Annotated in this window: 13 protein-coding genes; 6 read left to right on the top strand and 7 right to left on the bottom strand. The window is 39.6% G+C overall.

The genetic code is table 11. The annotated features are described in order from the left end of the window. Positions 1-23 precede the first annotated feature (23 nt). The 5 genes from WFY05_RS20395 (at position 24) to WFY05_RS20375 (ending at position 5,152) form a co-directional block, all read left to right on the top strand. Positions 24-836 (top strand): ABC transporter ATP-binding protein, encoded by an 813-nt coding sequence (locus WFY05_RS20395; RefSeq protein WP_340114784.1) that lies wholly within the window; start codon positions 24-26, stop codon positions 834-836. A 133-nt stretch (positions 837-969) separates the two neighbouring features. Beyond that, entirely contained in the window at positions 970-1,803 is an 834-nt protein-coding gene (locus WFY05_RS20390; protein WP_340114783.1) for a sugar phosphate isomerase/epimerase family protein, read from the top strand. A gap of 157 nt (positions 1,804-1,960) precedes the next feature. Beyond that, positions 1,961-2,704, top strand: coding sequence for a hypothetical protein (locus tag WFY05_RS20385; RefSeq protein WP_340114782.1), 744 nt, complete (start codon positions 1,961-1,963; stop codon positions 2,702-2,704). A 362-nt stretch (positions 2,705-3,066) separates the two neighbouring features. Then, on the top strand, positions 3,067-3,654 hold the full coding sequence (locus tag WFY05_RS20380) for an RNA polymerase sigma factor (protein WP_340114781.1): 588 nt from the start codon (positions 3,067-3,069) through the stop codon (positions 3,652-3,654). Next, entirely contained in the window at positions 3,644-5,152 is a 1,509-nt protein-coding gene (locus WFY05_RS20375) for a tetratricopeptide repeat protein (protein WP_340114780.1), read from the top strand. Before WFY05_RS20380 ends, WFY05_RS20375 begins: the two co-directional genes overlap by 11 nt. Positions 5,153-5,275: 123 nt before the next feature. Here WFY05_RS20375 and WFY05_RS20370 read toward each other — a convergent pair whose 3' ends face one another. Beyond that, complete coding sequence (locus tag WFY05_RS20370) at positions 5,276-8,143, bottom strand: CHAT domain-containing protein (protein ID WP_340114779.1); 2,868 nt, start codon at positions 8,141-8,143, stop codon at positions 5,276-5,278. Between the two features lie 135 nt (positions 8,144-8,278). Here WFY05_RS20370 and WFY05_RS20365 point away from each other — a divergent pair, with 135 nt between their 5' ends. Beyond that, on the top strand, positions 8,279-8,431 hold the full coding sequence (locus WFY05_RS20365) for a bacteriocin (protein ID WP_340114778.1): 153 nt from the start codon (positions 8,279-8,281) through the stop codon (positions 8,429-8,431). A gap of 95 nt (positions 8,432-8,526) precedes the next feature. Here WFY05_RS20365 and WFY05_RS20360 read toward each other — a convergent pair whose 3' ends face one another. The 6 genes from WFY05_RS20360 to guaA all read right to left on the bottom strand — a co-directional run bounded on the left by WFY05_RS20360 (position 8,527) and on the right by guaA (position 15,037). Continuing rightward, positions 8,527-9,669: a THUMP domain-containing class I SAM-dependent RNA methyltransferase gene (locus WFY05_RS20360; protein ID WP_340114777.1), complete on the bottom strand. Its 1,143-nt coding sequence runs from the start codon at positions 9,667-9,669 to the stop codon at positions 8,527-8,529. Between the two features lie 17 nt (positions 9,670-9,686). Next, the gene (epsC, locus tag WFY05_RS20355; RefSeq protein ID WP_340114776.1) at positions 9,687-10,613 is read right to left on the bottom strand and encodes a serine O-acetyltransferase EpsC; all 927 of its coding nucleotides are present in this window, start codon (positions 10,611-10,613) and stop codon (positions 9,687-9,689) included. A gap of 80 nt (positions 10,614-10,693) precedes the next feature. Next, positions 10,694-11,221: an AAA family ATPase gene (locus tag WFY05_RS20350; RefSeq protein ID WP_340114775.1), complete on the bottom strand. Its 528-nt coding sequence runs from the start codon at positions 11,219-11,221 to the stop codon at positions 10,694-10,696. Then, a complete protein-coding gene (gene pnuC / locus WFY05_RS20345) occupies positions 11,218-11,814 on the bottom strand; it encodes a nicotinamide riboside transporter PnuC (RefSeq protein WP_340114774.1) in 597 nt (198 codons plus the stop codon). Before pnuC ends, WFY05_RS20350 begins: the two co-directional genes overlap by 4 nt. Positions 11,815-11,817: 3 nt before the next feature. After that, on the bottom strand, positions 11,818-13,449 hold the full coding sequence (locus WFY05_RS20340) for a S41 family peptidase (RefSeq protein WP_340114773.1): 1,632 nt from the start codon (positions 13,447-13,449) through the stop codon (positions 11,818-11,820). Positions 13,450-13,507: 58 nt separating this feature from the next. Beyond that, positions 13,508-15,037, bottom strand: a complete 1,530-nt coding sequence (gene guaA, locus WFY05_RS20335; RefSeq protein WP_340114772.1) for a glutamine-hydrolyzing GMP synthase — start codon at positions 15,035-15,037, stop codon at positions 13,508-13,510. Positions 15,038-15,217: the final 180 nt, after the last annotated feature.

Raw genomic sequence — 15,217 nt, 5'->3', positions numbered from 1 at the left:
TTGGTGCAACTAATTTGATTTGAATGGAGTCGTTTTTTAAAATAGAAAAGTTTTCATGTGGTTATCCGGGCAAATTTGTGGTGGAAGATATCGACCTTGAAATTCCAAAAGGCGATTTTGTGGGAATTATCGGTCCGAATGGTTCAGGAAAAACGACACTTTTCAAAGGGATTACCGCCGAACTGCAACCCTTAAAAGGAAGGACAGTTCTTAATGGCGAATCCATACAAAAAATGAGCATCAAAAAACGCGCTCAGAATGTCGCCATTGTTACCCAGGTTATTGAAGCCGGTGCCATGACGGTAGAGGATTATGTTTTGATGGGTCGCATGCCTTATCGAAATCAATTCCAGTTTTTCGAGAATGATGAGGATGTGGCCGTTGCTGAAAAGTATATGAAGTTAACGGGAGTTGATCGTTTAAGGGACAAATTCATGAACGCGCTGAGTGGCGGAGAACAACAACTTGCTGGAATTGCGCGGGCACTAACTCAGGAACCACAACTTCTACTGCTCGATGAACCCACTTCACATCTCGATATCTCGCACCAGGTGCAGATCCTCAATCTTATTCGCCGGCTCAGCCACGAATTAAAGTTGACGATCTTGATGATCATTCATGATTTAAACCTGGCCGGAGAATATTGTGATTCGCTGATTATGATGGATAATGGACGGATGCGCAAAAAGGGAATGCCTTCTGATGTATTGAACTACAAAGACATTGAGGAAGTGTACAAGACCGTTGTTATTACCCGGACCAATCCATTATCTGGTAAGCCGGTTGTCTTTCTTGTTTCCGAAGATGTTATGCAACAAAAAAAGACGGCCAAATAAAATTTCCGGCCTTATTTTCTGAAGAAGAAAGTCATATTTAGTTAGAATGAGGCTTTTAATTTCAGGCAATCCGGACCTAATCGGGCGCACATATTTGTTACCTTTGCCGTGATTAAAAACCAATATGCTCAACATGAAAAAAATTGTCTTTATTCTACTAACCCTTTTCGTTTTTTCTTATTCTTATGCACAGGATACAAAACGACCTGATCCTCAACCTGCACCCGAAACAAGGGAGTCGTTCAAACTTGGAATGGCCGGTTGGACCTTTGTTAATTTCGATTTGGAGACCACATTAAAAACCATGCAACGATGCGATGTACATTATTTGTGCATCAAAGACTTTCACCTGCCGGTTGAAAGCACCGCTGCAGAAATTAAAGCTTTTCATAAGAAATGTGCCGAGTACGGTGTTGAAGGTTATGCCGTAGGGCCACTTTACATGAGATCGAAAGAGGATATCGATAAATATTTCAACTACGCCAAAAGGGTAGGCGTTAAACTTATTATTGGAGTGCCGAATTACGATCTACTGCCTTATGTTGATCGGAAGGTAAAGGAATACGATTTTAAATATGCCATCCATTTGCATGGCCCTGATCAGGAGATTTACCAGGATGCTGATGTTGTATGGGAGCATACAAAAGACCTGGATCCAAGAATTGGGATTTGCCTCGACATTGGTCACGATACCCGCAACGGAAAGGATCCGGTTGCTGACCTTAAAAAGTACCACACCCGCATTTTCGATATGCACCTGAAAGATGTAACCGGGACTACAAAACTTGGTTACTCAGTAGAAGTTGGTCGTGGTATTATCGATTTTCCTGCATTGGTTAAAATGATGCGTAAAGTTAATTATACCGGTGTAATCAGCCTGGAACATGAAAGAGACATGAAAGATCCTTTTCTGGGGATTGCCGAGTCCATTGGTTATTTTCGTGGGATCTTGGTGGCAACAAAATAAAATTCAGATTATAACGATTAATAAGTGTCGGCTAAATTTAGTCGGCACTTTTTTTATCAAATTATTGAAAGACCGAAAGCTATAACAAATACTAATATTCGCAGTGTTCACTGACTGAATGCCGCTTTAAGTACACTTTATTTTTTACTTTTGTGAAGTGCGATACTGGTACAAAATATACAAGCGAAACATTTATGGAGTGATGGGCACACTGGTGTTTCATATTCTATTGTTTCTAACCTTTTTATTGGCCGATATAGATATAAAAGGGGATGTAAAAGAAGAACCATTTATTATCGAATTTCCGGATATTTTGCCAGAACCGGAATTGCCGGAAGAGGAGCAGCAGGCCGAAGAAGTGGAACAAAGTGAAGCTGCCCCTGTGCAATCAAATCAACAAAGTAATGTGGCTTCAAATCAGCGCGCCACCGAAAATACCACATCATCAACGGACGAATTTTTTGATAACGAATACATGAAGGAGCTTGAAGCTGCCCGTCAGTTGCGATCGAGTGTTTCAAATAATTTGTCGAAAGAAGTCACCGACTTAAGCGATATTGAAATGCCTGTGGAAACCACTGAGGGCATGGATCGCGATTCCATAAAGAATGTAATTTATGCCGGCGAAAGCAACATTAAATATTACCTCGATAACCGCTACCACATTCGGATGCCCGTGCCTGTTTACCTGGCGCAGGAAGGAGGAACGGTGATTGTGGATATTAAGGTAGGCCGAAGTGGACAAGTAATTGATGCACAGCCAAGAGATGATAAGTCGATTCGCGACAAACAAATATTTTTATATGCTCAGGAGGCCGCTTCACGCACCTTGTTTAACGCGGATGAAAATGCTCCATCGCCCCAGAAGGGTACAATTCATTACACTTTCGTAGCTCAGTAACACTTCATGTTAAATTAATTTTTTCTTTAACATGATTTAACAACTTTTCTTTGTGTCATCACCAACGCACGCTTATCTTTGCAGTACGTTTATTTTCATAAGTTTAGGTTTAGTTAGGTTAGTTAGTTTAATGAGAAAAGGATGGGTTGTTGAACCCGTCCTTTTTGTCTTTATAGTCCTCCCCAAATTATTTTCAGATTTTTTCATCTTGTGAATATAATTTCTATCTTTAGCAATTAATGTAACGTATTAATAATAAGCTAAATTGACTTATTTGAGCTCGTTTGTTAATAAAGTTGTGGATAGAATAATTTTAAATAGAGGGTTACCTTTTCCCAATTAATCGAATAATATAATAGAAGATGATAAATTATACGGATGCGCAGATCCTGAAAGGAATCTTAAGACACGATAATTTAATTTTACAGTACATATACAAACAGTACTATTATAAAGTAAATTATTTCATTAAGAAAAACCAGGGAAATGAAGATGACGCGAGTGATATATTTCAGGAAGCAATCATCGTAATTTATAGAAAATTAAAAGAAAACGATTTAATTTTCGAAAAGAGTTCTTTTCAAGGTTATTTATTTTCGGTTTGCAGATTTTTATGGTTAAAGCAGCTCGAGAAACGGCGAATAGAGAGAGAAAGACTGAACGATTCGTTACCCTATCAGGAAGATCTTTATGACGACAACTTGGTAGAAATTGTTGACAAAAACGAAAAATACGGATTGTACCAGAAGCATTTTAAAACCCTAAGTTCTGATTGCCAGAAGTTGTTACAACTGTTTTTCGAGAAAGTTTCATTAAAAGAAATAGCTAAAATCATGGGATACAAAACAGAAAAATACGCAAAAACCCGAAAATATAAATGTAAGGAACTGCTTATCAAGCGCATTAAACAAGATACAGAATTTAAAAAGATACTTGAAGATGACACCTAAAGCAGAATTTTTTGGACGCATTGATGACTACTGTCTCAATTTACTGGACGCAAAAGAAAAACAAGAATTTGAACGAGAGTTAACCACCAACGAAGAGTTAAGAGAAGAAGTACAACTTCATAAAGACATCCAGGCCGCGGTGCTGGAGTCGGATGTTAACGACCTCAAAGGAACCCTCGAAGAAATTTACCACGAAAACGTAGTAACCCAGACGAAAGAAAGCGAGTTCGCATTGCTCGACGAGCTGGATGAAATTGAAGAGTTGAAAGAAGAACTCACATTTGAGGAACTCATCAACAGCTTTGAATCGCTACCTAAAGTTCATGTGTATCAGCATGAAAAAACTTCAAACGAAAACGTACACCGTTTCTACGAAGAGCAGCAGAATGGTGCTGAAGTGAACGGAAACGAAGAAGAGGAATTAAATGGTTTCGATATGGAAGGTCTCGATGGTCTGGAAGAAGCCATCATGGAAAAAGACATTCTGAATCTTCGCGATACGCTTCAACAAGTGGCCAAATCAGTTGAGCCTCAGTACTCAGCCGAGGACATCGACGCCTATCTGAACGGTGAAATGGGCGATGAAATCCTGGCGGAATTTGAAGTAGAAATGAAACAAAACAGTGCTTTGCTTGAAGAAGTAAGCATGCATAAAGATATTGAAGATGCTGTAGGAGAAGTGGACATCATGAAGTTGCGGGATGAAATGCGCAACATCATGGAAACCGAAACTTCGTGGAACGTCAGCGAAAAGAGTATCGAGGACTTTATCGATGGATTGCTCGAAGAAGATCTGCTTGAAGAATTTAGTGCAGAGTTGAAAGAGAATACCGACCTGATGGCTGAAGTGGCTCTTCGCGAGCAGATTAACAATGCCATAGGCGAAAAAGATATACAATCGCTTAGAGCCGGATTACAGGATGCACAGAGTGAAGCAGATAAGAAAGAAGTAAAATCGATCGTTATGCCGCAGTTCAAGTTGAATTCAACCCGATTCTGGAGAAACAGTGTGGCGATGATCATCGTTCTGGTAGGTCTATCAGGCTTGTTATTCAACAATGTGCAATCGGTCGACAGAACCTACAATAATTACTTTGAAACGCCTACATGGGCGTCTGAACGTTCAGCTGAAAGCAACATGGATAATCTGCAACAGGGACGGATGTACTTCCAGCAGTCCGATTACAATTCAACCATTGAAATGCTGAATAAGGTTCCGGACAACTCAAATGAAGCTTTTGTGGCTCAGTTCTACAGAGGGGTGAGTTATCAGAATCTGAATAAAATGGACAAAGCCATTCAGGAGTACTCAAAAGTACTGGAACATGGAAATAGCCTTTTCGTGGACGAAGCTCAATGGTATAAGGCTTTATGCTATGTGAAGTTGAACAGGAAAGAGGAAGCCAAGCAAGAACTTCTTGCAGTGATCGACCGAAAAGGTTATTACGAGAAAGATGCGAAGGCGATTCTAAGAAAATTAAGGTTTAATCTGAAATAGTAGAAGAATATGGACATATAGATTGATCAGTTTATAAATACACATTCACCTTTTCATTAGACTGATTCATCAACAAAAAGATACACATTCAAAAGAAAAAATAGATTGATTTTTTATACACATTCACGAAGCCCGTTGCTTGCGAAGGGCTTTTTTCATGCGCATAACCTGATCGATAGCAAATGCAACTATTAGTAGAATTAAGAGACCAAAAAAGTAAATGTCGTTACTGGTGTAAATAGGCGATGGGTCGCCGATGGTTTTAAAACTCATCCAGTAATGAGGGTGTGCCAAACGCGAATTGGCATTGTCGAGATAATCGATTTTGGCAAGTCGCAGCGCTTCGTCTTTTGTTTTTCCACTTTTCAGGTACTTGTAGAAGGAAGTCATTATTTGCGTACCGGCATTGTCTTCTACTTCCCACAACGACATAATGATGGAAGGACAACCGGCATACAGAAATCCGCGAGCCAGACTCATTAAGCCTTCACCTTTTTGCATTCTTCCAACGCCTGTATTACAGGCACTTAGTACCGTTAAGCGCACGTTGTGCAAATTAAGGTTATAGATATCCGCCGTGTTGAGCCATCCGTCCTTTTGCAGATCTTTCTCTCCACTAACAGGGGAGAAGGCAAGTCTGGAATAGGCAGGCAGCGAATCGTTAATGTACGCGTGCATGGCTAGATGAAGTATTTCATGGTTTTGACTGGCGGATCTGAAACATTCTTCCGTTGCTGCTGCACCCTGGTAAATATCGGTACTTACAGTTTCCGCAATTGCCATAACCTCATCCTGAACACCGGGCAGCGGTAAAAGCGTATACGTTGCATTTGATAGCTCGAACTTTTCATTGTTGTATTCAGGCGCGAAAGCCAGTACCTTATTTTTTATATTTCTGTTACTGCTGTTGTACTTTAATAAGATATTAACGGAATTGGCATAATTCACATTTAAATGACGTACAAGGTAATCCAATTTCGAAAAGTCGATAAAGCCACTGGTGTCCGGCATGGTTTTTATCAGTCCGTCAAATGCGATGTAATTGAGTTTGCCATCAGGGACAACGGTTAAATTTTTATTGATGAGGTCGTTTTCGAAAGGAGCAATCAGGAGTAAATAACTTTGATAGGCCGCACTGCAAAATGCTTTTGAATCCTCATTTTGTGTAAGCAGGTAGTTTTTTGTGCTCATAAAATTGTACACGTATTCAAGCGAAGCCTCTTTTTCTTTATTGATCGGTTGTCGTAAAAAGTATTTTTTGTCTTTTGTGATGAGGAAAGTAAATAGCTCATTTATAGAGTCGTTTTCGCTAAATACAAACTCCAGTATCGCATCTTTCTTATCCATCCTATTCCTGGCGTCATCAATAGTTAGCATCGACTTCGAATATTTCAGGTCATAATAATCGGGGTATTCCGATTCCAGAAAACGATTTAATTCATCGCGCTGACGAGTGGCCTCAAAGATCTTGTCGTTATATTCCTGCAGCAGTGCCGAATCCGCATCATCGTAACTATTTTCCTGAAATATTTTTTCGTTATAAATGGATATGGTGTTGTTAAGCTTGCTCTCCAATTCGAGCAAACTGTCTGGAATAAGGCTGTTTTCCTGTGCCAGATCGTTTGAGATCTTATCAAAAACAGCACTGCTTTTTATTTGCTCCGAGTTTAAGAACGCCAGACTGAGGTACTTGTCATCGTGGCTGACTTCATAGGCCAGGTATGCCGTTTCAATGGTTTTGGTAAACGTTTCATACTCCAATGTAGCCAGTTGGATCTTGCTTTCATCGCTCGAAATCTCCATTCTTGCGCGTTGAATTAAATTACCAATTACTTTATAATAACGCAAGGCTTTATCCAACGATGCAGTGTAGAACGCAGTTTTTTCTTCTTTATCCAACAAAGCCATTTCATTGTAAGTGTCGGCCATGGTTTTGAGTAGAACAATGGCTTCATTAAAAGATAAGCAATTGTCAATCGATAAATTTTCTAATTGGAGTTCAAAATCTTCCGTATAAAGGGCCTGTAGACTTTTGTTGTACCATTTGATAGCATCATTTAAATTCTGCTTCTTCCTGATTCTGAAAATGGAGATATTAGGGCTTTCTATTTGTTTATTTCGGTATAAATCACCCATGTATTCATAATATGAACTTAGCTCAATGCCTTTATTCGACTGATTATTTGAAATAATTTCATATGCTTTGCGCAATGCTGCTATTCCATTATCAAAGTCTTTTATTTCAGCATAGAATTCAGCATAGTTTAGGTATTCAATGGCAAGTTGCATATCTTCCGAGCCAAAATAATCAATCATTAGATTAATTGTGTTGGTGTAATACTGATCAGCTTTGTCGTATTCGTCAATTTCCTGGTATATAATAGCAATAAGCTCAGAAAAATAAATCTTATTGAAATCATCGGTTTCTTCATAATTAGTCATAAGAATTTCCAAAGATTTCTTATAATTATTCATAAGATAATAGACTTCAGCAATACCGTAATAAGCTTCATATATATAATATTTATCATCTTGATTTTCTTGGAGCCTATATGTTAACGCTTGCATAGAGTATTCTAATGCCATGTTATAATCTAATTTTGCTCTATAGACATTGCCAATATTTCGATACAAAGCTGCTAATGAACCTAAACTTGGTTTATCCCTCAGGTAATAACTTTGTTCTGCTAGTTCATAAAACTCCAAAGCTTTATCTATTTCACCAAGGTTAAAATAGCTAATTCCAATAGCGGAATAGGCCGCTCCTAACATATAATCATTTTCACCATAGGCTTTTTTACGAAAATTTAAAAAAAGTTTAAATGAGTCAAGAGCTTCTACATGATTTCCTTCGAAGGATAAGTCTCTTCCAATAGAATAGACTTCTGCTGCCTTTTGTTTATACAATTCAACTTCGTTCGTTTGAGAAAAAAGAAATGCAGGGAGAAAAGTAAGAAAAAGTAATGGGTAAAGTTTCCCTGTTTTTTTCATTAGGATGAGTGATTTTCGATACCAAAATAGAAGTTTTTTAATTTTTTTCAAAAATAGGGGGTTACCTTTTTGCTCTTTTTAGAATATATAAGTGAATGTGTATTTATAAAGTTTAACAAATCAATCTATATTACGATGAAAAGGGTACAGGGACAAACAACAGAAAATACTTTCAAAAGCTTAGGTTTTGACGTTTTATCAAACGAAGAAATGAACACTGTAAAAGGTGGAGTAGATTCAAAACCTAAATCTCGTCCCAGAGACGTTTTTGACTTGGAAGAAAATTAAAGAACAAGCCTATATACAGAACCAATTAAGTTGTTAGTACAGGGGGTTAAGACGGGACGCGTTTTAATTCCCTTTTGGTGTTTTTAGTGGCAACCTCATCTAATTTTTCTCTTTCCCCTAAATAGTTCATATTTATTATAAGTGCAATTTAGTGCGCCATTCATTAATTCCAGTTTTGAATCTGGTTTTAATCCAAAGTACTTCATACTATCAATAGATGAACTAAGGATCCAGGCTTCACTGCCTGCGAAATCTTTCTTGAGTTTATCTCCAATCATTTGATACAATCCATTGATATCATCCGGACGCAGCCTTTCTCCATAAGGAGGATTGGTAATAATGGTGCCGTTTTCGAACTCCGATTCCAAATCCTTAAAATCTGATTTTTGAAATTTGATCTTATTAAATACCATTGCTCTGCGTGCATTGGTTTGTGCATTTAATAAATTGCTCCCCGAAATATCAGAAGCATAAATGGTATGCCGGAATTCTCTTTTCGGAGAAGGCTCGGTTATTTTATCCCATAACAATTGATCGTAGTCGTTCCAGTTTTGGAAAGCAAATTCTTTACGGAATTTCGCAGGCGGAATGTTTTGTGCGATCATCGCTGCTTCAATGGCCAATGTTCCCGAACCACACATCGGATCCATAAAGTCGGAATTGCCATACCAACCAGCCAGTAGAATCATTCCAGCAGCAAGAACCTCACTAAGCGGTGCATCTCCCTGCTTTACACGATATCCTCGTTTGTGGAGCGACTCGCCTGAACTATCGATCGAAAGCGTGCAATTATTATTAAATATATGAACGTTGATAATGATATCCGGTTGATCGGTATCTACATTTGGTCGCTTACCTGTTTTTTCGCGAAAGTAATCGGCGATTGCATCTTTTACTTTTAGGGAAGCAAACATGGAGTTCCGAAAATCGCGGGAATTAACCACCACACTGTCGATTCTGAAATTTTGCTCAAGTGTTAAATGTTTTGACCAGTTGATATTTTTACACTTCAAATAAAACTGGTCGACATTTTTAAACTGGAAACGTTCTATTTCCTTTAAAATGCGAAGTGCGGTTCGCAGGTGGTAATTCGACCGATAAACAAGTTCAAGATCACCTTCGTAAAAAACGGCACGTTTTCCACGACGAACATTTTTTCCTCCAAGTTTTTTTACCTCTTTCGCCAGAACATCTTCAAGTCCGGCCAGAGTTTTTGCGATTAGTTGAAAATCCTTCAAAATAAGTGAAATTAAAATTATATGCCTGCACCGTCGGTGTATGGCAGATCTTTGGCTCGTTTCTGGACTACAAATGAATTTGCCGGAAGATCTTTTGTTACCCAGACATTACCGCCAATAACAGAGCCTTTTCCAATGGTAACACGACCCAGGATTGTTGCTCCGGCGTAGATTACAACATCGTCCTCCACAATTGGATGTCGCGGGATACCTTTGATCGGATTTCCGTTTTCATCAACAGGAAAACTTTTAGCACCCAGAGTTACTCCCTGATAGATTTTTACATTATTCCCAAGAATACAAGTCGAACCAATGACGACTCCGGTACCATGGTCGATGGTAAAACTTTCTCCGATTTGTGCCCTTGGATGGATATCGATACCCGTTTCGCTGTGCGCCATTTCCGCAATGATTCGCGGAATAAGAGGCACCTGTAACTGTAATAACTTATGAGCAAGTCGGTAGTTGGTGATCGCACGAATCCCCGGATAGCTAAAAATGACTTCACCAAAGTTTTTTGCCGCAGGATCATTTATAAAAGTAGCCTCAACATCCTTCACCAGTAAACTCCTTAATTCCGGTAGAAATTCCACCAATTCAACAGTTTTTTCTTCGGCTCGGGCTGTATGTTTGGAGATCTTGTTGGTGGTATCATCTTCACATTCGAAACACATACCAGCCAGAATTTCTCCGCTGAGCAAAGTGCAAAGTTCATCGACATAAACACCCATATAATGCTTGGTTGTTCCTTCGCGTAAGGTGGTATTGGCAAAATATCCGGGGAAAAGTATCTCGCGGACCAGTTCAATGATCCGGGCTATATTTTTGTTCGATGGTAAAGGTTCTCCCTTTAAATGTTCATGGCATACAAGCTTATAAGATTCCGGATTACTTAACTCTTCTATGGTACTGACTATTCGTGTATCAAAATTATTTGTGGTCATAATTGTAATCTATGTAGCAAAGCTAAATACAAAAGCTCGACAATTTAGTGTTAGAACGAAATAAATTGTTTTTTGTTGATTTATTTAATCAAGCGGTCCACTTCTGTGATGGCATTATCAACGCGTTCTTGTCCACTCCCCCGGATAATCACATGCCGAAAATGATGGTATTCAATCTCTTCTATGTATTTTTTTTGCAGCTTCTTGCGATTCTCTCCACCATTTTCACGTACCGCATCGGCTACCCAGGGTAGATCTGTATCGCACACCAGAAACAGGTCGATTTTTGCGTTTTGTATTTCTTGTTCAATCCAATCCGGAATTTGGTTGTAAACCACTTTAAACCAGATTTTGGTTATAAGCAACCAGGTATCGAGAAAAACTACGGGATGAGATGAGTTCTTCTTTAAATTGAAGCGTTCAACCTGCTTCCTGGCAATGAATTCAACATCCTCAAATGAGTATGGCCTGTTGAGTTCCAGAATGTAGTCGCGAGCAAATTCAGGCTCGAAAGGTACATCGTAGTGTTTTGCAAGCGCTTGTGCAAGCGAGCTTTTTCCTGTCGACTCAGCTCCTGTAATGGCTACTATTTTGGATTGGTGATTCAATGTCGGTTTAAATCTTTTTTCCATTCCAGGTAACCCAGAACGGCCATAACGGTGTAAATTACAAATAAGATTACTGTTGGCCAAAGACCTTTGTAAACATACAGACCGGCAGAAACTGCATCAACATAAATCCAGATTAGCCAGTGGCCAATGTATTTTTTAGCCAGCATCCAGGTCGCTACAATGCTTAGTGCAGTTGTCATGGCATCCATGTGTGGCACGTCGGAATCAGTGTAATTCACCAAAATAAATAGAATTAGAACGTATAAAACAACTGAGGCTGCAATTAATAAGTATTTTAACTTTCTGGAACTCACTCGAACAGGAACCTGCTCCTTCTCTTGTGGCTTTTTCCCTTTCAGCCAAAAATACCAGCCGTAAATGCTTATTACGACGTAGTACGCCTGCAAGCCCATGTCGGCATAAAGTTTGGCTTGAAAGAAAACAACAACATACAATGCTGAAGTGAGCAATCCTGTGGGCCAGGTAAGTATATTTTGTTTGATGGAAAAATAAATGTATAAAACACCAAGAATGGCCCCCAGTACCTCTGTTTTATTACCAAGGAGCCATTCCTGAACGATCGCGATCATAGATTAATATTCGGTTGTCACTAAAAGGTTGTTGTATTCGTTTTGATTTTTCAACACTTCAAGTGCTTTAAGAATAACATCGTCATCCTCGTTTAAAACCTTGAACATGTCGTTTCTTGAATACATGTCGCGGGCAATGTACGCTTTTAACTCTTCTTTCAGTTTTGTGATGCCCCAATTCAGGCTTTCTTCATCTTTTTCAACGCCTTCTTTTTGGCCGCGCAACACAATTTCATCGATCACCTCATCCGATATTTTAAAATCTTTGTTAAATGCTTCAAAATCGGGATACTCCTCTTTCAGCTTTTCACGGTTGCTGTCGACATAATCAAGTACATAATTATACGTCACATTTTTGCGGCGCAATTTGTTTAGGTAAGCGTAATGGCTTGAAGTATCAAGTGGAACAAAAATATCGGGCATGATACCGCCTCCGCCATAAACGTTTCTGCCGTTTACGAGAGTATGGTGTTTTAATTTGTTGTCGAAATGGATACTATCGGCACTGAACATTTCACCGTTCGATAAGCGGCTGGCGTAGTCTTTTCGGTATTCGCTGAGCCCTTCTTCATAGGGTTTCTGAATACAGCGGCCGCTTGGTGTGTAATAATGGGCGGTAGTGAGTCGCACCATCGAACCATCGGTTAAGAAGAATGGTTTTTGAACCAGACCTTTACCAAACGAACGACGTCCGATGATAAGTCCACGGTCCCAATCCTGAACAGCTCCGGAAACAATTTCGCTTGCCGATGCCGATCCTTCATTTACAAGAACGATCAGGTTTCCTTTTTGAAATAAGCCTTTCGGCGAAGCTTTGTAATCTCTTTTGGGATCATTCAACCCATCAGTGTAAACCACCATTTGATCGTCTTTTAAGAACTGATCCGAGATTTCAATGGCTGTTCTGAGGTAACCGCCACCGTTTCCACGAAGATCGAGAATAAGATTTTGCAGGTTGTCCTGGCTCAGTTCCTTCATGGCAGCCTCGAATTCCTCATTTGTTGTTGCAGAGAATTTATTCAATTTGATGTAGCCGGTTGATTCATCGAGCATGTACGAAGCATCAAGACTAAAAATCGGTATTTTGTCTCTTATAATACTAAACTCAAGTAACTCCGGTTCTGTTCTGCGAAGAACTTTGAGGTTCACTTCAGTGCCTTTATCGCCACGAAGCATATCAAAAACGTCGGAATTTTTTAGCCCGATTCCGGCAATATTTTTCCCATCTACATCAACAATTCGGTCACCGGCACGCAAACCCACTTTTTCGGAAGGTCCGCCTGAAATGGTAGTTGTTACCAGCAAAGTATCTTTGTATATGTTGAAAGAGATTCCAATCCCTTCAAAATTTCCTTTTAAGCCCTCATTCATTTTTTCAACCTCTTCCTTTGAAATGTAGGTTGAGTGCGGATCGAGTTCGCCTAAAAGATGCACAATGGCGTCTTCAGTTAATTGTGTCACATTGGCTGAATCAACATAATAGCCGTCGACCAGTCGAAGCAATCGTGCAAACTTAAGCTGATTTTCCTGCACTGATTCCTGTGCCGAACTTTGTATCGACGGAATTATTAATGCAAGTGCCAATAAAATATTTATACCCAATTTTCTGATTTGTGTAAATGAATTTTTTTTCATGATTTGTTTCTTTAAGCTGTCGACTATCACTAAATAGCCTGAGATAAAACCCTAACAATTATTCCCACTCGATTGTTGCAGGTGGTTTGGAACTGATGTCGTACACTACGCGGTTGATTCCTCTTACTTTATTAATAATCTCGTTCGACATTTTAGCCATAAAGTCGTAGGGGAGGTGCACCCAGTCGGCCGTCATGCCATCGGTTGAGGTAACAGCCCGCAAAGCCACTGTGTTTTCATAGGTTCGCTCGTCGCCCATCACACCAACCGACTGAACCGGCAATAACATCACACCGGCTTGCCAAACTTCATCGTAAAGTCCCCAGTTTTTCAATCCGTTAATAAAAATGTGATCAGCTTCCTGCAGCATTCTTACTTTATCAGGAGTTATGTCGCCAAGAATCCGAATACCAAGTCCGGGACCCGGGAAAGGATGACGCCCCAGCAGCTCCTGTTTAATGTTCATGGCTTTTCCAACCCGGCGAACTTCATCTTTAAAAAGCAGCTTTAGCGGTTCAACCACTTTCAGGTTCATTTTTTCGGGAAGTCCGCCAACATTGTGGTGCGACTTAATGGTGGCTGACGGTCCGTTCACTGAAACCGATTCAATCACATCAGGGTAAATCGTTCCCTGTGCCAACCATTTTACATCTTTTATTTTATGGGCTTCTTCGTCGAAAACTTCGATGAAATTGCGGCCAATAATTTTTCTTTTCTGCTCAGGATCAGTAATCCCGGCAAGGTCGTCCCAGAATTTTTGGCGGGCATCAACGCCAATAACATTTAATCCCATATCCTCGTAGGAATGCAAAACATCCTCAAATTCATTTTTTCGGAGCAGACCGTTGTCAACAAAGATACAGGTGAGATTTTTACCGATGGCTTTATTCAGCAGTACACCTGCAACCGACGAATCAACACCACCTGATAAACCAAGCACCACTTTATCATTTCCCAATTGTTCTTTTAACTCTTTGACAGTAGTTTCTACAAAAGAATCCGGGGTCCAGTTTTGCTCACAGCCACAAACATCGGAAACAAAGTTTTTTAGTAGTTGCTTGCCTTCTGTAGTGTGATAAACTTCAGGGTGAAACTGTATCGCCCAGGTGTTTTCGCCATCTACTTTAAAAGCCGCATAGTTTACATCTTCAGTTGAAGCGATAACTTTATAATTTTTCGGAAGTCGAACGATGGTATCGCCGTGCGACATCCACACCTGGGTGTGCAGGCTGATATCTTTAAACAAAATATTGTCGTGATCGATAAATCCCAGATTGGCGCGGCCATATTCGCGTGTGTCCGACGGAGCCACTTCTCCACCATAAAAATGGGCCATGTATTGTGCGCCATAGCAAACTCCCAAAACCGGCAGTTTACCTTTAATTTCAGAAAGATCGGGGTGCGGGGCATTTTCATCCCGAACAGAGAATGGGCTGCCAGATAAAACAACTCCTTTTACACTCTCGTCAATTTCAGGGTAATGATTGTATGGATGGATCTCGCAATAAACATTTAGTTCACGAATTTTGCGTCCGATTAACTGAGTATATTGTGATCCGAAATCCAGGATCAAAATCTTTTCTTGCATCTGATAAACTTTAAAGTGGTAAAACGACAAAAGTAAAAATATAGTCTCAAAAGTGGTGCTTTTATACCCTAAAAAGGCGGCCTTATTAACAAGTCATAAATTTTTATGCGATTACTGCATATTACGAAATTATTTTCAAAATCACTCGTTTCTTTTGTGTTGGGTATTATTTGTTAATTT

Source organism: Maribellus mangrovi (genome assembly GCF_037646455.1).
Classification (GTDB): Bacteria; Bacteroidota; Bacteroidia; order Bacteroidales; family Prolixibacteraceae; genus Draconibacterium; species Draconibacterium mangrovi_A.
The sequence above is the reverse complement of the archived record's forward strand: the minus strand, read 5'-3'. Positions and strand labels throughout refer to the sequence as shown.